Here is a 20,523-nt window from a genome sequence, read left to right as displayed (position 1 = left end):
CGCCCCTACCGCGAGAGAACCCATGGATACCGCAAAGTCCGAGGCCCTGTTCGCCCGCAACCGCCGCCTGATCCCCGGCGGCGTGGTCTCGCTCAATCGCCTGGTCGACCCGAAGATCGCCTTCGTGCGGGGGGTTGGAGCCCGCGTGTGGGACGCCGACGGCAACGCCTACCTTGATTACCACTCGGCGTTCGCGCCCTATCTGCTCGGCCACGCCCATCCGGAGGTCCAGTCGGCGGTCGTCCGGTCGATCGACGAGGGCTGGACGCTCATGGGCTCGGGCACGACTCCCTGGGAGGGGAGGGCGGCCGAGCTGCTCTGCGAGGCCGTCGCGTCGCTCGACCGCGTGCAGATCACCACGACCGGATCCGAGGCCACCTACCATGCGCTCCGGCTCGCGCGGGCCTACACCGGCCGCGACCACGTCGTCGTGATGCAAGGCGGATACAACGGCTGGCACGACGAGGTGGCCTGCAACGTCATGACCCCGCTGGAACGCCTGGGGCCGCATGCCGCGGGCGAGGAGTATCCGTTCGCCCCCCTCTCCGCGGGCATGCCCGCGAACATCGCCGAGCGGGTCCACGTCGTCGAGTTCAACGACCTCGACGCAGTCGAGGCCTGCTTCCGCAAATACGAGGTCGCGTGTCTCGTCACCGAGCCGATCCTCCAGAACATCGGCGTCGTCAAGCCGCTGCCCGGCTACCTGGAAGGGCTCCGCGAGTCGTGCGACCGCCACGGCGTCGTCCTGGTCCTGGACGAGGTGAAGACGGGCTTTCGGCACGCCCGGGGGGGGTATCAAGGCCTCGCCGGCGTCCGGCCGGACCTGTCCACCTTCGGCAAGGCGATCGCCAACGGCTACCCGCTGGGGGCGATCGGCGGGAGGGCCGAGATCATGGACCTGTTCAGCCATCCCGACCCCGATCGTCGCGTGCTGATCGCCGGGACCTTCAACGGCCATCCGACTCCCGTCGCCGCGGCCATCGCCACGATGGAGATTCTCAAGCGCGACGAAGCCGTCCTCTACCCGCGGCTCGAAGCCCTTGGCGACAGGATGCAGCGCGGCCTGGAGGCGCTCTTCGCGAAATACGGAGTCACGGCTACCGTCGTCCGCCAGGGGTCGGCGTTCTGCACGTACTTCATGGACCACGCCCCGCGCGACTGGCGGGACGTGGCCCTGAACCACGATATGGCCCGGGACCTGCGTTACCGCAAGGCCCTGATCGCCCGGGGCGTCTACCACTTCCCCTTGCCCACGAAGCAGGGGAGCCTCTCCACCGCGCACACCGAGGCCGACGTCGACGCCACCCTCGAAGCGACCGAAGCCGTGCTCCGAGACGGGATCTGAAGGTACGAGTGAAGCGATGAAAATCACCAAGATCGAGACGTTCGTCTGCAACGCCAGGATGCGGAACTGGATCTTCGTCAAGGTCCAGACCGACCAGCCCGGCCTCCACGGCTGGGGCGAGGCCACCCTGGAATGGCATACCCGCGCCGTGGTCGGGGCGATCGAGGACATCTCGCAGCTGCTGCTCGGCGAGGACCCGACGCGGGTCGAGCACCTCTGGCAGATGATGTACCGCCAGCATTTCTGGCACGGAAACGGGATCGTGCGCGGGACGGCGATCAGCGGCATCGACCTGGCGCTCTGGGACATCGTCGGCAAGGTCCACGGCGTCCCCTGCCACAAGCTCTGGGGCGGGCCCGTCCGCGACCACGTCCGGCTCTACTGCCATCTCGGCGGCGGCCGGATGGAGGATTTCTATCAGACCGACCCGGCCGACGCGGGCCGCTTCGGAGACCTCGCCCAACGCGCCGTGGCCCAGGGGTTCACCGCGTTCAAGTCGATGGCCGTCCCCGAGACCATGCCGCTCGAAGGGCTCCGCCCCCTCAAGTACGCCGAGGCCTGCGTCAAGGCCATGCGCGACGCGGTCGGCGACGACATCGACATCATGGTCGACTGCCACGCCCGCCCTTCGCCCCGGATGGGCATGCGGTTCGCCAAGGTCCTGGAGCCGTACGGCCTCTATTTCTTCGAGGAGCCCTGCTGGCCCGAGACGATCGAGGACATCGCGCTCATCCAGCGTGCGGTCTCTACCCCGATCGCGACCGGCGAACGCCTCGTCTCGCAGCACGCCTTCCGCGAGCTGCTGGAGCGCCGCGCCTGCAGCGTGCTTCAGCCCGACATCACCCACTGCGGCGGGCTCTCCGAAGCCCGCCGCATCGCCGCCATGGCCGAGGCCTATCGCGTCTCCCTCGCCCCCCACAACCCGCAAGGGCCCGTCAGCACGGCCGCGTCGCTCGAATTCGGCTTCGCCACCCCGTCCTACATCATCTGCGAGGCCGTCCTCGACGACGTGCCCTGGCGATCGGACGTCGTCCGGGAAGGCTTCACCATCGTCCCCGAGGGCCGCATCGTCCTGCCGAACACGCTGCCGGGCCTGGGCATCGAGATCGACGAGGATGCCATCAAGAAGCACGCCTTCGAACAGGAAGTCCTGCTCCGCACCTTCCACCGCGACGGCAGCGTCGGCGACTGGTGAAATCGCCCGGCGACGATCGCGACCCGAGCCTTCGGGACTTGACATGGGCCTCTCCATCGCCTATCGTAGATCAACGATGACAAGAAAGGAGAGGCCCATGGACGAGACGTGTTGCTCCCCCTCGACGCTCCGAAAGCCGTCGAGCCTCTCGATCGAGGAGGCCCGCGCGTCGGATGCGGAACTGGCCAACCTCGCCAAGGCGCTCGGCCATCCGGCGCGGGTGCAGATCGTCCGCTTCCTGCTGGCCCGGGACTCTTGCATGTGCGGCGACATCGTCGAGCACCTGCCGCTCGCGCAGTCGACCGTCTCCCAGCACCTGAAGACGCTGAAGGAGTCGGGCCTCGTCCGCGGGGACATCGACGGCCCCCGCGTCTGCTACTGCGTGGAGCCCAAGGCCCTCGATCGTCTCAAGCGGCTCGTCGCCGGCCTGTGAGGCTCCGAGTTTTTTTGCGCCTATTTATCGTATATCGCCGATGAACGAATTACAAGGAGACGACCATGACCAAGCTCGCCGTCTACGACCCTCCGATGTGCTGCTCGACCGGCGTCTGCGGGCCGGCGGTCGACCCGACCCTGCCGCGCGTTTCGGCCGACCTGGACTGGCTCAAGCGGCAGGGGGTCGAGGTCGAACGCTACAACCTCGCGCAGCAGCCGTCGGCGTTCGCGTCGACCCCTGCGGTCACCTCCACGCTCCGCGAGCACGGAAGTGAATGCCTGCCGCTGGTGCTGGTCGATGGTCGGGTCGCCTCGCGGGGCGTCTATCCTACCCGCGACGAGTTGGCCCGCATGGTGGGGCTGGACGTGGCGGGCCAGCCCGAGACGCCCAGGGCGGCCGCCTCCACGTGCTGCTCGTCCCCCGGAGTGGTCACGATCGGCGGCGTCGCCCCGGGACCGGAGAAGTGCTGCTGACCCCGAGGAGTTGAGAGATGATCATCCCCGGTCGCGTCACGCGCAACCTCTTCTTAACCGGCAAGGGCGGTGTCGGCAAGACCTCGGTCGCCAGCGCCGCCGCCGTCTCTCTGGCCGACGCCGGCGAGCGAGTCCTCCTGGTGAGTACCGATCCCGCCTCGAACCTGGGCGAGGTCTTCGGAGTGGAGCTGGGGATGACGCCCGTCGCCGTCCCCGGGGTCGCGAACCTCTTCGCGATGAACATCGACCCGGAAGCCGCCGCCCACGCCTACCGCGAGCGGATGGTCGAGCCCTATCGCGGCCTCTTGCCCGAGGCCTCGGTCCGGAGCATCGAGGAGCAGTTCTCGGGCGCCTGCACGACCGAGATCGCCGCGTTCGACGAATTCGCGAAGCTCCTGGGCGACGACTCGGCCACGTCGGCGTACGACCACGTCCTGTTCGACACGGCCCCCACGGGGCACACGCTGCGGCTCCTGAGCCTGCCGGCGGCCTGGACCGTGTTCTTCGACGCCAACGTGGGCGGCAATTCCTGCCTCGGCCCGCTCTCCGGCCTCGCGGACCAACGGGCCCTCTACGAGAAGGCGTTGCACGCCCTGGCCGACGGCGATGTCACCACGCTCGTGCTCGTCAGCCGTCCCGAGCCGGCCGCGCTCGCCGAGTCCGAGCGATCGAGCCGCGAGCTGTCGGAGCTCGGCGTGAGGAACCAGCGGCTCGTCCTCAACGGCGTCTTCGCGGCGACCGACCCGAACGATGCGACGGCCGTCGCGATGGAGGCCCGCGGTCGCGCGTCCCTTGAAGAACTGCCCGAGGGCCTGGCAAGCCTGCCGCGCCGCGACGTGCGTCTGATGCCGTTCGGGCTGGTGGGGCTGGCCGCCCTTCGAGCCTTCGGCGAGGACGTCCCGGCCCGATTTTCGAACTCCTTTCCGGCCGGCGACGACCCGGAGCGGGCGTCCCCACCTCTCGAATCGCTCCTCCCCGACCTGACCCGCCGGGGACGCGGCGTCATCCTGACGATGGGGAAGGGGGGGGTCGGCAAGACGACCGTCGCCACCCGCCTGGCGGTCGCCCTCGCCCGTCTCGGCCACAAGGTTCATCTCTCGACGACCGACCCGGCGGCCCACCTGGACCTCAATCTCGGCTCCCGGGTCGCGAACCTGACCGTGAGCCGGATCGACCCGGCCGTCGAGACCGCCGACTACACGGCCGAGGTCATGGCGACCGCCGGCGAGGGCCTGGACGAGCAGGGCAGGGCCCTCCTGGAAGAGGATCTCCGCTCCCCGTGCACCGAGGAGATCGCGGTCTTCCGGGCGTTCGCCCGCATCGTGGATCGGGGCCAGGACGGTTTCGTGGTCCTCGACACCGCCCCCACAGGCCATACGCTCCTGCTGCTCGACGCGACCGAGGCCTACCATCGCGACGTGCTGCGGAACGCCAGCGCCGTGCCCGAAGCGGTCCGCGAACTCCTCCCCAGGCTCAGGGACCCCGAGTACACGAGGGTGCTGATCGTCACGCTTCCCGAGGCCACGCCGGTTCACGAAGCGGCCGGCCTCCAGCGCGACCTCCTCAGGGCGGGCATCGCCCCCTTCGCCTGGATCGTCAACCAGTGCCTCAGCCCCCTGTCCGTCACCGACCCCGTGCTCGCAGCCCGCAAGCGTCACGAGAGGGCCTTCCTCCGCGAGATCGTCGAGGAACTAAGCCCGTGCACGGTCCTGATGCCCTGGCAGGTCGACGCATCGGGGCCGGGCACGGCGCCCGACGCCGAGGAGCCCCGAAAGCTGGAGGCGGTGCGGTGAGGAAGATCCAGATCCTGGGGACCGGCTGCTCGAGGTGCACGACGCTCGCGGCCAACGCCGAGCGGGCGATCGCGGAGTCGGGCGTCGACTTCGAGGTTGTGAAGGTTCGGCAGATCGCCGAGATCCTCGCCTTCGAGGGCGTCAGCGCCCTGCCGGCGATCGCGATCGACGGCGTGGTCAAATCCTGCGGCCGGACGTTGAGCCCGGCCTAGCTCCGGCGTCTGATGGGATGAACCTGAACGTGAATGCCTACCGATGGGAGGTGAGGATGTCGAACGAGATCGAGGAACTCGTGCGCTCGAAGTACGGCTCGGTGGCCGCGAGCGGCCTTTCGAGCGACCAGGCCGGCGTGCGGGCCGTGGCGGAGGCCTTCGGCTACTCGGCCGAGGATCTCGGGTCGATCCCGGCCGAGGCGAACATGGGGCTTTCGTGCGGAAACCCGACGGCCACAGCCGGCCTGAAGCCCGGCGAGGTCGTGGTCGACCTGGGCTCGGGGGGCGGCCTCGACGTGTTCCTGGCCGCGAGGAAGGTGGGCCCGTCCGGCAAGGCGATCGGGATCGACATGACCGCCGCCATGGTCGACCTGGCCCGACGGAACGCCGCCAAGGACGGGGCTCCGAACGTCGAGTTCCACCTGGCCCCCATCGACCGGATGCCGCTGCCCGACGACTCCGCCGACTGCGTCATCAGCAACTGCGTGCTGAACCTGGTGCCGGACAAGGCCGCGGCCTTCCGCGAGATCGCCCGGATCTTGAAGCCCGGCGGCCGGCTCGCCGTCTCCGACATCGCGCTCAAGCGGCCCCTGCCGCCCGAGTTGGCCTCGGACCTCATGGCCTACGTCGGCTGCATCGCCGGGGCCATCCCCATCGAGGAGTACAAGGCGGACCTCCTCGAAGCGGGCTTCTCCCACGTCGAGGTCGTCGATTCGGGCGCCGACCTGAACGCGTACGCCAAGATCGAGAATCAGGCGGGATGCTGCACTCCGCAGCCCGCCCCCGAGGTCTTCAAGGTCGGCGACTCCTGCGAGTCGGCTCCCCAAGCGGCGGCGTCCTGCTGCGGCCCCACCCGGGGGGCGAACACCCCGGAACTGCTCGAGCGGCTCGCCGAGCTCGTCCGTCGCTACGACGTGAACGACTTCGCGGCCAGCGTGAAGGTCTTCGCCGTGAAGCCGACCTGAATCGAGCGTTCGTGGACCAAACACTCCCGACTTTCGACGTGGATTCGGCTGGGGGGCGTAAGAAACAAGGGCTGGAGAACCATGCCCAGGCGCATTCATCACCGCGGTGCTCATCCTGTTCGTCCTAGCGAGCGTCGCGACCCTCGTCCGGCAAGAGGCGGGGATCGATCGGGCGATTCCGGCCGGGTAGCCCGCCGAGGCCGAATCGAGGACGGGCGACAAGCTCATCGTCTACTACCTCCACGGCTCCTTGCGTTGCGTAACCTGCACAGCCATGGAGGAGGCCGCCAGGGCGGCCGTCGACTCAGGATTCGCGCAGGAGATCGAGGCCGATCGCGTCGAGTGGCGGGTCGTCGACTATGACGAGCTCGGGAACGACCACTTTGCGACGAAGTTCGAGCTCACCACGCCCTGCCTCGTCCCGGCCTCCCTGCGCGACGGCAGGATGGAATCCTGGAAGAGCCTCCCCGAGGCCTGGCAGCTCGGCGGCGAGAGCCCGCTTTCCGCGACTTCGTGCAGGCGAACATCCGCGAGCAGCTCGCCGGCCCGCCGCCCGAACCTTCCGGGGGCTCATGACGCGACCTCGCATGCGAATCCACTCGAAGCCTGGGCGGTCCCGACATCGAGACCGCTGCCTCAATTAACGCCACTCCTTGTCTGGAATCGGAGTCTCCCGCCATGGATGCGCGCCTTCAAGACGTCGCTCGTCGCCCTGGCCTCCGCCTTCTGGCAGGGCATCTTGACGTCGATCAGTCCGTGCCCGCTCGCCACCAACACTGCGACGGTCTCATTCATCGGCCGTCGGGTCGGCAACCCTGGCCGGGTGTTCATGTCCGGGCTCCTCTACGCCCTGAGACGCACCCTCGCCTACGTCATCCTCAGCACGCTGCTGGTGGCGAGACTGCTGTCCGCGCCGGAGGTCTCCTTTTCCTCCAGCGGTCGATGAACAAGATCCTGGGCCCGCTGCTCATCCTGACGGCCCACTTCCTGCTGGACCTGGGCTCGTGCTCGATCCCCGCCTCGGGGGCGGGCGACGCGATGAGGAAACGGCTGGACGCCCTGGGATTTGTGGGGAGCCTTGCCGATCGGGATGCTCTTCGCGATGACCTTCTGCCCGGTGTCAGCCGCCCTCGACTTCTTCGGGAGCCTCATCTCGCTCTCGATCAACGCCGGGGCGAGCGTTCTACTGCCGAGCGCCTACGGCGTCGGCACGGCCCTCCCGGCGCTCGTCTTCGCGGTGATCCTGGCCGTGGGGGCCGGCACCGTCGGGAAGGCGTTCAACGCCCTGACGAAGTTCGAGTGGTGGGCCAGGCGGGTCACCGGGGGCGTCTTCCTCGCGGTCGGCGTCTACTACAGCCTCAAGTTCATCTTCGTGGTGATTTGAGCCTCCCTCCTGGCCCGGCGACTTGACACTACTACACGATATCGTGTAATAGTGAATCGGGAGGCCCGGACGCACATGGCGAAGTCCCGGAAAACGACGAAGACGACGCACGCCGATTCGGCCGGCCGCACGACGGTCCAGCTCAAGGCGCGCCGATCGAACCTGGAGGATCGAAAGCTCCTCTCGCCGGAGGATGCACTCCGAACGGAGGGCCTCTTCAAGATGCTCGCGAACGACACCCGGATCCGTCTCCTGCACCATCTGGTGAGGAGCCGCGAGGCGTCGGTCGGGGACATCGCCAACGCCCTAGACATGAAACCGCAGGCCGTGTCGAACCAATTGCAGCGACTCTCCGACACCGGCATGGTCGCCTCGCGTCGCGAGGGCGTGAGCGTCTTCTACCGCGTCAAGAACGGGTGCGTCGCCCCGCTCCTCGACCTGGCCCTCTGCCTGATGGACGCCGAGGGCTGCGACTCGGCGAGTCGTTGAATCCGAACGGCCCCGACGAACACACGAGGAACGTCCGGCATCCTGACTCACGCCCTGATCGCCGTGGCGATCCTCAACGTCGCGCCCGGGGGCGGCGACGTCGGCCCGCTCGTCCGGGCCCTCTGGCTCGCCCAGCATTACGGGACCGCCGAAGCCCTACGGCCGGAGAACGACCGGCGCCTGAAGGCGATCGTCTCGAAATCCCTCGCCGGGGATGGGGTCGTCACCCTCGACAAATTAGGTGGATTCATGGACCCGAAAACCTTCGACGACCTGGCCGGCCCCGACGCGAAGCTCGACGCCGCGGACATCGCCCGAGGCCTGGCCGACGCCGAGCCCGAGAGCCGCGCGAAGCTGGCGTCGAGCCTCCGCGAGCATGCCGATTTCCTCGCGACCACCTTCGACCTGATCGACGACGCTCATCGGGAGGCGGGCGAGAAGCTCGCCCGATGGATCGCGGCGAACTACGCGCCCGGCAAGCCCCTGCACGTCATCGTGGTCTGCACGGGCAACTCGCGGCGGAGCATCCTGGGCTCCTCGATGGGGAACCTCGCCGCGGCCTACTACGGGATGCCCGAGGTGCGTTTTCACAGCGGCGGCACCTCCCCGACGGCCTTCAACCCGCGCACCGTCGCAGCCTTGAGGGCGATCGGCTTCGATGTCGAGCCGACGGGAGCCGAGGCGCCCAAGGGCGACCCGAAGACGGACAACCCCGTCCATCGGGTCTCCTGGGGCCGGGGCTTCGAGACGCTGGAGTTCTCGAAGCACTACGCCGACCCCGGCAATCCCCAGGACGGCTTCGCGGCCTTAATGGTCTGCAGCGAGGCTGACGAGGGCTGTCCGTTCGTCCGCGGGGCGTCGTTCCGGCTCTCGATGCCGTACCTGGACCCGAAGATCTACGACGACGGCGCCTATGAAGCCGCGAAGTACGCCGAACGTCGCGACGACATCGGCCGGCTCATGCTCTCGGTGCTGATGCAGGCGCGAGGGGCGATGCGATCGAAGGAGTCTTCAGCACCATGACCCCTCGCGTCGCAACGTGCCGTCCCAGGGCCTCCGGGCGCCTCTCGCTCCTCGATAGGTGATTGACGCTCAGGATCTTCCCGGCGATGCTCCTGGGCGTGGCCCTCGGCTACCTCGCCGCTCGGTCCCCGAAGGGATGATAAGACTCTACTGCGAGCATCAAGACTCGACCTCGGAGCCGAGCCGCCCGCGCTTCGAGAAATCCGGACGCAGTTGCCCATCGCCGCCGTGGTCGAGGTGGTCGCCCCCCGCGAGCGATGGAGCGGTCCGTCGGAACTCCAGATCGTTGGAATACGAATCTCTCATGAGGGCGACTCCCGGTGCACGCTGACTTAGCTGGTCACGCCGGCGCGACGTCCGCGCCCGGCCTGACTCTCGATCGCGTAGCGGCCGGGGCCTCTCGGACAACGTTGAGTTCGCCGGCCCCGAGGGACGAAGAACCATGGATCTCAATCTGGTCGGGCGCGTCGCGGTGGTCACAGGAGGGGCGGGCGGCATCGGCAGGGCGACCGCCGAAGCCTTCGGATCAGAGGGAGCCCGGGTCGCGGTCTGGGACCGCGGCGAGTCCGTAATCGCCATCGCTCGCGGGATCGAATCGGCCTTCCCGGTCCGCGCGATCGGCGTCCCGGTCGACGTCGCCGACGAGGCTTCGGTCGACTCGGCCCGGGATCGAACGGTCGCGGAACTGGGCCCGATCGACCACGTGGCGCATGCCGCGGCCGTTGGGTCCGGCAAGTTCGGATTCCCGTTCACCAACCTCCGTCCGGCCGACTGGGCCGAGGTCTTCCGGGTGAACCTGATGGGCATGGTCCACGTCGCCCACGCCCTGGCCCCGGCGATGGTCGAGCTTGGGTCGGGTTCGATGGTCTTCCTCGGCTCGGTCGCGGGCCAGATCGGCTCCCAGACCGACCCGCCCTACAGCGCGTCCAAGGCTGCCGGCATCAACTTCGCCCAGTGCCTGGCGAAGGATCTCGCCCCTCACGGCGTGCGCGTCAACACGGTCTGCCCGGGCATGGTCCGAACCACCCTGAATCGCTCGGTCTGGCAGGGCTGGCACGACCAGGCCCATCCGGCCGATCGCCTGTCGTACGAGGAATGGTCCGAGCGAAAGATCCGCGCGATGGTCCCGCTCGGACGCTGGCAGACGCCCGAGGCGATCGCCGACATGATCGTCTTCCTGTCTTCCTCGAGGGCGGAGCACGTGACGGGACAGACGATCAACGTCGACGGCGGCTTCGTCATGCACTCGTAGCCCGGCGTCGGCGTCCAGCCGCGAACGCTCGATCGAGGAGCGAGCAGGGGGAAGGCGGGACGTTGATCGGCACACGTCCGCGCGTTAGGCTCGGGCCAAACCGCACCCGATTTCCAATAAAGCGAGGCTCTTATGCTGATCCCCCGTGAACGGAACATCGTCGCGTTTGCGACACTCTTCCTCGCCTGCGCCGCGACGGCCTCGGCCCAGTCGACGGACGACCGGCGTCCGCTCTTCGACGGCCGGACCCTGGAAGGGTGGAAGCACGTCGGGCCGGGGAGGTTCGTGGTCGAGGACGGGATGCTCCGCACCGAGGGGGGTATGGGCCTGCTCTGGTACGCGGGCGAGAAGCTGGGCGATTGCATCATCCACGTCGAGTACAAGACCGGGACCGAGCGCTCCAATTCGGGCGTCTACGTCCGCATCGCGGAGGAGCCGACTGATCCCTGGTACGCCGTCCACAACGGCTTCGAGGTGCAGATCGCCGACGGCGGTAAGCCGGAGCGACGCACGGGCTCGATCTATACGTTCGCCCCGGCCGAGAAGCAGCCCGGGAAGTCCCTGGAGTGGAATACGCTAGAGATCACGCTGAAGGGGAATCGAATCTCCACCGAAATCAACGGCACTCCGGTCGCCGACTTCGACGCCTCCGAACTACGCCCCGAGTCCGAGAAGAAGATCGGCGAGGGCGACCCCTCGCGCGGACCCAGGCCAGAGGCGGGATACATCGGCCTCCAGAATCATGACGAGAACTCGATCGTCTACTTCCGGGAAGTATCGGTTCGCCCGTTGCCCGCGACCTTGAAATGACGACCGATCGGCATGGCCGATCCCAAGCCGGCGCCGCCGCTTCACCCCCCGGCCGTCGAGCCCGATTCGGCGTCGGGCCGGGGGGGAGTGACGGGGAGCTTCACGCGGAACAGGCTGCCGCGGCCCACGGCGCTCTCCACCTCGATCGAGCCGCCCTGATCGCGGACCATCCCATATCCTACCGACAGGCCCAGGCCTGTGCCCGAGCCCACCGGCTTGGTCGTGTAGAAGGGCTCGAAGATGTGCGGAAGCTCCTCCGGACGGATGCCGCAACCGTGGTCCTCGATCTCCACCAGGACGGCGGCCTCGCCGTCGGGGCGGGTGCGGATTTCGACCACGCCCTCGGGCTCGGAGGCCTGGATGGCGTTGAGCAAGAGATTTAGGAAGGTCTGATTAAGCTTGCCGGCGTGGCATGACACCGGGGGGAGTTCCTGGAAGGCGTTGGTCACCCGGATCGACTTCTTGAAGATCTCATGGCGGAGCGCCTCCAGGGTGGACCGCAGCGCGGCGTTGACGTCCACGTCCTTGAACTCCGCCTCGTCCAGGCGTGCGAAATCGCGAAGATTCTGGACGATGGCGCTGACGCGCTTGAGACCTTCGGCCGAGCTTTCGAAAAGTCGGGGAAGGTTCTCCCGAAGGTAGGGCAGGTCGATTTCGTCCTCCAGCTGGGCCATCTCGGCGACGACGTCCGCCCCCACCCGCGCCGGATCGGCCGCCCGTTCGCGATACGCTTCCAGGACCCGCATCGCGTCCTGGACCGCCCGACGCAGGACGGCGAGGTTGTTGACGACGAACGCGAGCGGGTTGTTGATCTCGTGGGCCACGCCCGCCGCCAGGCGGCCCAGGCTGGCGAGCTTCTCGGTCTCCATCAACGCCACCTTGGTGTCGCGCACGCCTTGCTCCAGGCGGATGATGCGCTCCCCGGCGCGCAGCCGCACGCGCAGCTCGTCCCGATCGAAGGGCTTGGTGAGGAAGTCGTCGGCGCCGGCTTCCATGCCCTCGACCAGATCCTCCTTCTCGGATCGCGCCGTGACGAGCATGGTGTAGACATAGCCGGGCCGCCCGGCGGATCGGACGCGTCGGATCAAGCCCGCCCCGTCCAGCTCGGGCATCATCCAATCGGTGATGATCATGGGGAAGTTGCCTGCGACGAACAGGTCCCACGCCTCGACTCCGTCCTTCGCCGCGGTCACCTCGTAGCCCCACTTGTGCAGGTAGCTCTGCAAGAGCCGCCGGGAGACCGAGTCGTCGTCTGCGATCAAGACGTGCATGACAGCCACCTCATCAGCGGATGGGAAAAGTCCTTGCGGCGGCTCCGTGCGACCCGGCATCGGCGCCGGCGTCGCTCACCACCACTCCCGCAGCCAGCCGACCAGCAGGGGCGCCGTCACGAGGGTGATGGTGCCCCCGGCGACCAGCCAGAAGCCCCAGGGGGAGCCGGAGAGGGGCAAGGACTGGAAGTTCATCCCGTAAGCCCCGAACACCGAGCCGACGGTCGCCATCGCCACCGTGATGACGGCCAGCCTCTTCATCGTCTTGTTGAGCCGGTGCGAGCCGATCGCCAGGGTGGCGTCCATGACGGCGTCCGCCCGGTCGCGCAGGGCGTCCAGCACGTCTAGGATCCGCAGCAGGTGGTCGTGCACATCCTGAAGGTAAGCCTCCCCGCTCCCGTTGAAGAAAGGGCGATCGCGGCGACATAAGGCCTGGAAGATCTCCCGCAGCGGGTGGAGCTCGTGCCGCAGCGAGGCGAGCGTCCTCTTGAGCTTGAGCAGGGCCCGCACGCTCTCCTCGTCCGGGCGGCTGAACACCGCGATCTCCATCTCATCGACGTCCTCCTCGAGGTCGGCCGGCAGCGGGGCGAAGGAGTCGACGAGGGCGTCCATCACCGCGAAGACGAGGAAGGCCCCTCCGTCGCGCAGCCTCGCCCCGCCCCGCGTCCAGCGCGCCGAGGCCTCTTCCAGGGCGGGGACGCGGCCCCGATGGACCGACACAAGGAAATTCCGACCGATGAAGAGGTCTAGCTCGGTAGTCCGCAAGACGCCGGCGTCGTCCCCGGGCACGGCCGCATACACCACCAGCAGGGCGTATCCCTTGTATTCGTCGACCTTCGGACGCCGCCGGCCCAGGCAGACGCCCTCCAGCGCCAGGGGATGGATGCCGAACTCGTCGATCAGCATGGCCAGCTCCGACGGTCCGGGGTCCTGTACGTCCAACCAGACGACGTTCTCGGATTCTTTGATGTAATCGTGGAGCTCTTCGATCGGCACCCCGCGTTCCAGGCTCACTCCGCCCAGGCACGCCGTCGCCTTCAGCTTCGACGCTCCCGGCGGTTCGCCCGCCGCTTCGTCCCGGATCCCCCGTCGATCGAGCTTCATCGCCGCTCCTCTCCGCAGCCGGGGCCGATCCGGACGAACGCCGGCTCCCTCCTTCGTCACGCCCTCCCCGTACGGCCGAACTCGGCGAGTGCGGGCGTCAGGCCCGCGATTGACGCCTCCAGGGCTGCCAACGCCGCGTCCACGTCGCCCCAGTCCTGGTCGCGTCCCGCGATTTCGAGGCGTTCGGAGGCCTTCGTGGCCGCCTGGGCCCCGAAGTTGGCCGCCGACCCCCTCAGGGCGTGCGCCGCCTTCTTGAGGCTGGATGCGTCCCGTTCGCGGATCGCCCGACGGATCTCCGCCATTCGCGGAGGACATTCGTCGAGGAACAGGCCGGCCAGCTCCTTCATCAAATCCACGTCGCCGTCGACGCGGTCGAGGGCCGCGGCGAGGTCGAACGCCGGGGCCGGGGTAGGGCCCGGGGCTGCGTTATCACTCGTCGTGGGGGTGCCCGCGACGGCGGGGGCCAGGCGTTCCAACGCTTCGAACAGCTCCTGGGGCCGCAGCGGCTTGGCGACGTAATCGTCCATGCCCTCCGCGAGGCAGCGCTCGCGATCCCCCTTCATGGCATGCGCGGTCATGGCGATGATCGGGGTGCGGGCCCCGCTGGCCGACTCGCGGGCGCGGATCGCGGCGGTCGCCTCGAACCCGTCCATCTCGGGCATCTGCACGTCCATCAGGACGGCGTCGAACGATCCCCGGTCGAAGGCCGCCAAAGCCTCGCGGCCGTTGCCGACCACCACGACCTGATGCCCGCGCTTCTCCAGCAGGCTGACCGCCAGCCTCTGATTGAGCGCGTTGTCCTCGGCCAGCAGGAGCCGGAGCGGTCGCGACCTTTTGCCGATCCGGGGCCGCGACGCCGACTCGGGGGGGGCTTCGAGGCCAAGGGAGGGGCCGAGCGAGGTCATGATCGCGTCCAGGAGGGTGGATTGCCGGATGGGCTTCGTCAGGTAGGCGGCCACCTGCAGCTCACGGCAGCGCGCTGCGTCTTCGCGACGATTCGCCGAAGAAAGCATCATCAAGGTGGCGCCGACGAGCCCCGCATCCTTCCGGATCCGCTCGGCGAGGGCGAATCCGTCCATCTCCGGCATCATGCCGTCCAGCAGCACCAGCGCGAACGGCGAGCCGAACCGACGCGCTTCTTCGAGGGCCGCCAGCGCCTGCGACCCCCCCTCGACCACCGTCGGCCTCATCCCCCATCGGACGAGCATCTCCCCAAGGATCAGCCGGTTCGTGGCGTTGTCGTCCACCACGAGGACGGGGAGGCCGTGGACCCGGGCCGGTTCCGCCGCCGTCGGCCGCGCGACGGGCCCGCGTGCGCGACCGAAGCGGAGGGTGAAGTGGAACGTGCTCCCGCGGCCGACCTCGCTTTCCAGCTCGATGGCCCCCCCCATCATCTCCACGAGCCTGGCCGAGATCGCCAGGCCCAGCCCCGTGCCGCCGTACTTGCGGGTGGTGGAGGCGTCGGCCTGCGTGAAGGCCCGGAAGAGCTTCTCACGCTGCTCGGCCGCGATGCCGATGCCCGTGTCGCTGACGGCGAAGTGCAGGCAGGCCTCGTCCTCCGTCAGCGAGCGGACCTCGACCCGGAGCACCACCTCGCCCCGCTCGGTGAACTTGATCGCGTTGCCCAGCAGGTTGACGATCACCTGCCGCAATCGGTGGGAGTCGCCCACCAGGGCGTCGGGCACGTCGGCGGCGACGTAGTCGGCGAGCTCCAGCCCCTTCTTGTGGGCGCGCATCGCGAGCGTCGCCAGGGTGTCGTCGAGCGTGTCGCGAAGGTCGAACTCGACCAGTTCCAGGTCGAGCTTGCCGGCCTCGATCTTGGAGAAGTCGAGGATGTCGTTGATGAGGCTCAGGAGGTGGTCGGCCGAAAGCTTCACCATCCCGAGATACTCGCGCTGCTCGGGCGACAGCTCGGTGTCGAGGGCCAGCTCCGTCATGCCGACGATGCCGTTGAGGGGCGTGCGGATCTCGTGGCTCATGTTCGCCAGGAATTCGCTCTTGGCCCGGGTCGCCGCCTGGTCGGCCTCGTGGGCCCGCCGCAACTCGCTTTCCACGCGCTTCCGCTCGGTGATGTCCGTGAAGTTGACGACGGCCCCCTTGATCGCCCCGTCGCCGCCGAGGATCGGGTACGAGGCGTACTCGGCCGGGAAGCAGGATCCGTCTCGTCGCCAGAGAACCTCGTCGTCCACCCGGCAGCCGTCGCCGACCCGGAAGCTCCGGTAGATCGGGCAGTCTTCCACCGCGTAGGGCGAGCCGTCGGGCCGGGTGTGGTGGATGAGCGCGTGAGCGTTTCTCCCGAGGACTTCATCGGCATGATAGCCGAGCATCCTGGCCGCCGCCCCGTTGATGAACGTGCAACGGCCCTCCATGTCGATCCCGTAAATGCCCTCGCCCGAGGATTCGAGAAGCAGCCGGGCTCGTTCCTCGGCCTCCCGCAGCGCGGCCTCGGCCCGCCTCTCGGCGTCGATGTCGGTGTGGACGCCGAACCACTCTCGGACGCCTCCCGCCCCGTCGAGGATCGGGACCGCTCGCACGAGCATGTGAAGATACGCGCCGTCCCGCCGCCTCAACCGGTGTTCCATCTGGAAGAGCGAACGGGTGCCCATGGCCGCGGTCCACGCGTCGGCGGTCCGGGTGCGGTCGTCGGGATGGATCGCGGCGAGCCAGCCCGTCCCCTTGAGCTCATCGAAGGTCTGGCCGGTGAACTCGGTCCAGCTCGGCTGTTCCGCGTCGACCTCGCCGGACGGGAGCGTATTCCAGACGATCGCCGCCGTGGCCTCGGTGAGGGAGCGGAAGCGCTCCTCCCCCCGTCTCAGCGCCTCCTCCGCCTCTCCGCGCTTGATGAGCTGCCCCACCTGGCTGCCGATGGCCGTCAGGATCTGGAGCAGTTCGTCGTCGGGCTGGCGGATCTCCGCGCTGAAGATCTCGACGACCCCCAGGACGTCGCGACCGACGACGACCGGGAATCCGAGCGCGCCGTGCAACCCCGCACGGGCGGCGGCCTTCGCCCTCGGGAAGTTGGAATCCTCGACGACGTCCGGGATCCACGCCGGCCGTCCGCTCGCCCACACGCGGCCCGGCAGCCCGATCCCCGGGGCGAAGGTCGTCCGGCGGCTCAGGTCCACGAACTCCTCCGGTCGGAACGTGGGGGCGTGCCAGATGGCGGCGCAGCGGAGCACTCCGTCCGACGGGTCGACCCGCCACAGGCCCCCCTCCGACCAGCCCAGGCTCTCGCAGATCGCCCTCAGGAAGTTCGGCGCGGCGTCGTCGAGCCGGGGCGACCCCGACAGGGCGAGCGAGGCGCCGTACTGGAGTTCCAGGCGTCGCTCAGCCCGCCCCCGCTCGCGATCCATCCGCTCCAGAGACGCTGCGTTCCACCAGATCAGTCCCGTGAACAGGACGATGTTGGCCAGCACGAACAGCGACATACCCGCCACCTGGCCCGAGATCGCGCGTTGCTGCAACTGCCAGCTCGCCCAGCCCACGATTGCGGGGATCAGGATCGCCGCGGGCAGCAGCCGACGCGCCATGATCCCCCCGGCGCCGCGGCTGGTGACCACTCGCATGATCCCGCAGTCCGGACGGGCATGCAGGATCCCGAAGCTCAGGATCGCGAACGCGAACGCGGTGTTGAGAGCCATCGGGATGTACCGCATGACCCCCATCAGCGTCGAGGAGCTGTAAACGTAACCGATCAGGGCCAGCAGCGCGATCAGCCCCACGGCGAGGGCCAGGATCTGGGCGGGCCGGATCCCCCGGCGGCGGGTCCTGGCGTCGAGCAGCGACAACGCGAGCCCGACGCACACGAAAGCCGTCGCCGTGTTCGGCGACATCCGGTTCGGCAGGCCGGCGCGCAGGGCGTCCCGATCGAGCGACGCCCGAAACAACCACCGATCGGGGCCCTCATCCCAGCCGGCCAGGTAGCCCGCCAGGCGAGTCAGCCCGATCAGCAGGACGCCGACTCCGCACGCCACGCCGAGGCCCCGTCGCCGGGCCCCGACGTCGGCCGGGGACTGCACCCGCAGCGAGACGCCGGACAGGATGAACGCGAGAGCGGTCCCGCCCGGATTCATCGCCGTGAGGCCCGGCCCGAGGCTCTTGAGGATGGCGAGATCGAACGCCCACCCCGCCAGCACCAGGCCGCCGATGGCGATCACGGCGGCACCGGCCAAAGGCGCGAAGTCCAGGAAATCGGCCGTGCCGCGTGACGATTCGGACATGTTCATGCCCCGCTTCCGCGCACCATCAGGGTCCGCGAAGGACCTGGGGAGACCCCAGCGACCATCGTACCGATCCCACCCCTTCAACGCGGGAGGAATCTTGCCGATTCCTGCAGACCGGCGACGCCTCGGATCCACTCGCCCCGGGGCCGAGTCAGGAGATCCTGATCGTCAATGAGTGAAGGGCAGGATCCCGTCCTGCCCGGTCGAGCCGGACTTCGAACGAGCACGACCCGGCTCCCCTCGGATTTCGTGACGAAATCCGAGGGGAGCCGGGTCGTTTAGAGTGCCGGAGACAGGACTTGAACCTGCACGGGCATGGTTAGCCCACTAGCCCCTCAAGGTATCGAGGCCATGTTTCGGGCGTGTGCGGCCCGCGTCGGTCCGGGGTAGTTCGGCCTTGTCGGGCAAGGACTTCGGGCGATCCCGCGTGGCGTCGGCGTCGGCCTCGAATCGGCCCGGAGAGGCCCCATCCGTTTCAGACTGGTTTCGCAGAATCGCTTCATCGCCGGCCCCCTCTCGATCCGTTCAAAGGACCGTCGTCACCTCAATCGGAGGGCCCCGGCATGCCCGACCAACCGCTTCCAGACTCCGACGATCGCCTCGTGGAGAGGCTGCTCGCGCGCATCCATCGCAAGCCGCTGCGGCCGGTCGAGGAGGCGAGGGGGCTCCGCACCCTCATGACATCTCGCGGGTGGACGGGCGAGCGACTGGCCATGGAGCTGAGAATCCCGCAGTCCCGGGTTTCGAGGTCGCTCTCCCTGCTCCGGCTCCCATCGGACGTCCAGGACCAGCTGGACCGCAGCGAGATGCCGCCGTCGACCGCCGACGAGATCACCAAGGTCGCCGACCCAGAGGATCAGGTCTAGCGCGCGGAGGCCGTCGTGGAGCACGGGGCGACTTGCGAGGAAGTGCGGGATCAGGTGTGCCTCATCGCGAAGAAGTCCCGGAGGAAGAAGAAGGTCCGGGTGGTCCACACCTTCAGGGTCGGAGGCTGCAAGATCGTGGTCACGGGGCTGACCAGGTATGACCAGGCGGCTATGGCTTTGGCGCTCCGGAGGGGGGCCGCCTCGGTCGAACGCGAGCTGGCGGGCGGGGCCGACGCCCAGCCCGCCTGATGCCTCGCGGCCGGCGGCCTGTCCCCCTCGCGAAGTTCTGCCAGGACCGCGAGCCCCGCCCGCCGTGCGCCGCCGCCGGCCAGGTCGCGGAATCTGGACTTCCCCACGAATGGCGAGCGCCCAGGTAAGAGCGTAAGCTCGACCTGAGGAGGCCCCCGATGGCGAAGACCCGAAGGACGTTCACGCGCGAGTTCAAGGTCGAGGCGGTACGTCGCATCGACGAGCAGGGCAAGAGCCTGGCCGAGGTGGCCCGCGAGCTGGACCTGGGCGAGAGCATGCTCCGGGGCTGGCGGCAGGCCCTGGCCGCCGAGGGCGGCCGGGCCTTCCCGGGCAAGGGCTGCCAGCCCGCCCTCGAGGAGGAGCTGCGCCGCCTCCGGGCCGAGGTGAAGCGGCTCCAGACGGAGCGCGACATCTTGAAAAAAGCGACGGCCTTCTTCGCCGGGGAGTCGTCTTGAGGTACGACTTCGTCGAACGCCACCGGGGGCGATGGCCGGTCCGGACCATGTGCCGGGTCCTGCGCGTCTCGCCTGGCGGATACTACGACTGGCGAGGAAGGCCCGCGAGCGCGAGGGCCCTGCGGAGCGGGGCCCTGGTCGAAGCCGTCCGGGACGTCCACGGCGCGACCAAGGCCCGCTACGGCAGCCCGCGGGTGCACGCCGAGCTGGCGGCCCGCGGCGTGCCCTGCTGCGTGAACACGGTGGCGAAGCTGATGCATCGCCACGGCATCGCCGCGAAGGCCAGGCGGAGATTCTGCCGCACGACCGACTCGAACCACGGCCTGCCCGTCGCCGAGAACATCTTGGACCGCAAGTTCGACCCGGGGGCGACGGACCGGGCCTGGGCCGCCGACGTCACCTATGTGCCGATCCGCGAGGGCTGGCTGTACCTCGCCGCGGTCGAGGACCTGCACTCGCGGCGGATCGTCGGCTGGTCGACGTCCGGGCGGAACGACGGCCGCCTGGTCGTCGACGCCCTGGAGATGGCGGCCTTCCGACGGCTCCCCGAGGCAGGCCTGCTGGCCCACTCGGACCGCGGGAGCACCTACGCCGGTGAGCACTACCAGCGGACCCTGGCGGGGCGTGGCATCGTCTGCAGCATGAGCCGCCGGGCGAATTGCTGGGACAACGCCCCGATGGAGAGCTTCTTCGCCAGCTTGAAGAAGGAACTCGTCCACGGCCGCGACTACGCCACGCGGCCCGAGGCGAGGGCCGAGATCTTCGAGTACATCGAGGTGTTCTACAACCGCGAGCGACGCCATTCGTCGCTCGCCTACAAGTCGCCATGCGAGTTCGAAACGACGAGTTGAACCCTTAACCCCGCGCTCGCCATTCGTGGGGAAGTCCACTCGGCGAGGTTCGTCGGACGACGGTCCGTCGACCTGGATCAAGGGCGAATGGACGCCGCTCGCCGGCGGGGACGACGAATCATCTCCC

The 20,523-nt window shown here is 68.8% G+C and carries 20 protein-coding genes and 1 pseudogene; 17 read left to right on the top strand and 4 right to left on the bottom strand.

Going from position 1 to position 20,523, the window contains the following annotated elements:
* Positions 1–22 precede the first annotated feature (22 nt).
* The 12 genes and pseudogenes from G6O68_RS27655 (at position 23) to G6O68_RS27605 (ending at position 9,315) form a co-directional block, all read left to right on the top strand.
* Positions 23–1,345, top strand: coding sequence for an aspartate aminotransferase family protein (locus G6O68_RS27655; RefSeq protein ID WP_165252265.1), 1,323 nt, complete (start codon positions 23–25; stop codon positions 1,343–1,345).
* 16 nt (positions 1,346–1,361) lie between these two features.
* Positions 1,362–2,540, top strand: a complete 1,179-nt coding sequence (gene dgoD, locus G6O68_RS27650; RefSeq protein ID WP_165252263.1) for a galactonate dehydratase — start codon at positions 1,362–1,364, stop codon at positions 2,538–2,540.
* A gap of 97 nt (positions 2,541–2,637) precedes the next feature.
* On the top strand, positions 2,638–2,973 hold the full coding sequence (locus tag G6O68_RS27645; RefSeq protein WP_165252261.1) for an ArsR/SmtB family transcription factor: 336 nt from the start codon (positions 2,638–2,640) through the stop codon (positions 2,971–2,973).
* A 65-nt stretch (positions 2,974–3,038) separates the two neighbouring features.
* Positions 3,039–3,449 carry an arsenite efflux transporter metallochaperone ArsD gene (gene arsD / locus G6O68_RS27640; protein ID WP_165252259.1) on the top strand — a complete coding sequence of 137 codons (411 nt, stop codon included), beginning with the start codon at positions 3,039–3,041 and terminating at the stop codon, positions 3,447–3,449.
* A 17-nt stretch (positions 3,450–3,466) separates the two neighbouring features.
* Positions 3,467–5,242, top strand: coding sequence for an arsenical pump-driving ATPase (gene arsA / locus G6O68_RS27635; RefSeq protein WP_165252257.1), 1,776 nt, complete (start codon positions 3,467–3,469; stop codon positions 5,240–5,242).
* Positions 5,239–5,454 (top strand): thioredoxin family protein, encoded by a 216-nt coding sequence (locus G6O68_RS27630; protein ID WP_165252255.1) that lies wholly within the window; start codon positions 5,239–5,241, stop codon positions 5,452–5,454. The genes arsA and G6O68_RS27630 overlap by 4 nt, the downstream gene beginning before the upstream one ends.
* A gap of 56 nt (positions 5,455–5,510) precedes the next feature.
* Positions 5,511–6,419: an arsenite methyltransferase gene (arsM, locus tag G6O68_RS27625; protein WP_165252253.1), complete on the top strand. Its 909-nt coding sequence runs from the start codon at positions 5,511–5,513 to the stop codon at positions 6,417–6,419.
* A gap of 226 nt (positions 6,420–6,645) precedes the next feature.
* Positions 6,646–6,897 (top strand): annotated as a pseudogene (locus G6O68_RS33675) (nitrophenyl compound nitroreductase subunit ArsF family protein); the annotation flags it as partial.
* 204 nt (positions 6,898–7,101) lie between these two features.
* Positions 7,102–7,365: a hypothetical protein gene (locus tag G6O68_RS27620; RefSeq protein WP_165252251.1), complete on the top strand. Its 264-nt coding sequence runs from the start codon at positions 7,102–7,104 to the stop codon at positions 7,363–7,365.
* 144 nt (positions 7,366–7,509) lie between these two features.
* Entirely contained in the window at positions 7,510–7,803 is a 294-nt protein-coding gene (locus G6O68_RS27615; protein ID WP_165252249.1) for a hypothetical protein, read from the top strand.
* Positions 7,804–7,878: 75 nt separating this feature from the next.
* Positions 7,879–8,292: an ArsR/SmtB family transcription factor gene (locus G6O68_RS27610; RefSeq protein WP_165252247.1), complete on the top strand. Its 414-nt coding sequence runs from the start codon at positions 7,879–7,881 to the stop codon at positions 8,290–8,292.
* 63 nt (positions 8,293–8,355) lie between these two features.
* On the top strand, positions 8,356–9,315 hold the full coding sequence (locus G6O68_RS27605) for a hypothetical protein (protein ID WP_165252245.1): 960 nt from the start codon (positions 8,356–8,358) through the stop codon (positions 9,313–9,315).
* 159 nt (positions 9,316–9,474) lie between these two features.
* Here G6O68_RS27605 and G6O68_RS27600 read toward each other — a convergent pair whose 3' ends face one another.
* A complete protein-coding gene (locus G6O68_RS27600; RefSeq protein ID WP_165252243.1) occupies positions 9,475–9,621 on the bottom strand; it encodes a hypothetical protein in 147 nt (48 codons plus the stop codon).
* A gap of 136 nt (positions 9,622–9,757) precedes the next feature.
* On the opposite strand from G6O68_RS27600, the gene G6O68_RS27595 reads away from it, so the two are divergent.
* Together G6O68_RS27595 and G6O68_RS27590 are read left to right on the top strand one after the other, a co-directional pair.
* Positions 9,758–10,567 carry an SDR family NAD(P)-dependent oxidoreductase gene (locus G6O68_RS27595; protein WP_165252241.1) on the top strand — a complete coding sequence of 270 codons (810 nt, stop codon included), beginning with the start codon at positions 9,758–9,760 and terminating at the stop codon, positions 10,565–10,567.
* A 132-nt stretch (positions 10,568–10,699) separates the two neighbouring features.
* The gene (locus tag G6O68_RS27590) at positions 10,700–11,377 is read left to right on the top strand and encodes a 3-keto-disaccharide hydrolase (protein ID WP_165252239.1); all 678 of its coding nucleotides are present in this window, start codon (positions 10,700–10,702) and stop codon (positions 11,375–11,377) included.
* 41 nt (positions 11,378–11,418) lie between these two features.
* On the opposite strand, the gene G6O68_RS27585 is transcribed toward G6O68_RS27590, so the two are convergent.
* The 3 genes from G6O68_RS27585 to G6O68_RS27575 form a co-directional block, all read right to left on the bottom strand.
* Positions 11,419–12,648 (bottom strand): sensor histidine kinase, encoded by a 1,230-nt coding sequence (locus tag G6O68_RS27585; RefSeq protein WP_165252237.1) that lies wholly within the window; start codon positions 12,646–12,648, stop codon positions 11,419–11,421.
* A 75-nt stretch (positions 12,649–12,723) separates the two neighbouring features.
* Positions 12,724–13,752, bottom strand: a complete 1,029-nt coding sequence (locus G6O68_RS27580) for a magnesium transporter CorA family protein (protein WP_165252235.1) — start codon at positions 13,750–13,752, stop codon at positions 12,724–12,726.
* 56 nt (positions 13,753–13,808) lie between these two features.
* The gene (locus G6O68_RS27575) at positions 13,809–17,978 is read right to left on the bottom strand and encodes a response regulator (protein WP_165252233.1); all 4,170 of its coding nucleotides are present in this window, start codon (positions 17,976–17,978) and stop codon (positions 13,809–13,811) included.
* Positions 17,979–18,538: 560 nt separating this feature from the next.
* Between G6O68_RS27575 and G6O68_RS27570 the strand changes: the two genes are divergently transcribed.
* The 3 genes from G6O68_RS27570 to G6O68_RS27560 all read left to right on the top strand — a co-directional run bounded on the left by G6O68_RS27570 (position 18,539) and on the right by G6O68_RS27560 (position 20,396).
* Positions 18,539–18,841, top strand: coding sequence for a ParB/RepB/Spo0J family partition protein (locus G6O68_RS27570; RefSeq protein ID WP_165252231.1), 303 nt, complete (start codon positions 18,539–18,541; stop codon positions 18,839–18,841).
* A gap of 15 nt (positions 18,842–18,856) precedes the next feature.
* The gene (locus G6O68_RS27565; RefSeq protein WP_165252229.1) at positions 18,857–19,090 is read left to right on the top strand and encodes a hypothetical protein; all 234 of its coding nucleotides are present in this window, start codon (positions 18,857–18,859) and stop codon (positions 19,088–19,090) included.
* Positions 19,091–19,248: 158 nt separating this feature from the next.
* A protein-coding gene (locus G6O68_RS27560) for an IS3 family transposase (RefSeq protein ID WP_449308606.1) occupies positions 19,249–20,396 on the top strand; the annotation gives its coding sequence in 2 pieces (ribosomal slippage) (positions 19,249–19,540 and positions 19,540–20,396; 1,149 coding nt in all).
* Positions 20,397–20,523 lie beyond the last annotated feature (127 nt).

The organism is Paludisphaera soli (assembly GCF_011064595.1).
In the GTDB taxonomy this organism is placed as follows: domain Bacteria; phylum Planctomycetota; class Planctomycetia; order Isosphaerales; family Isosphaeraceae; genus Paludisphaera; species Paludisphaera soli.
The sequence above is the reverse complement of the archived record's forward strand: the minus strand, read 5'-3'. Positions and strand labels throughout refer to the sequence as shown.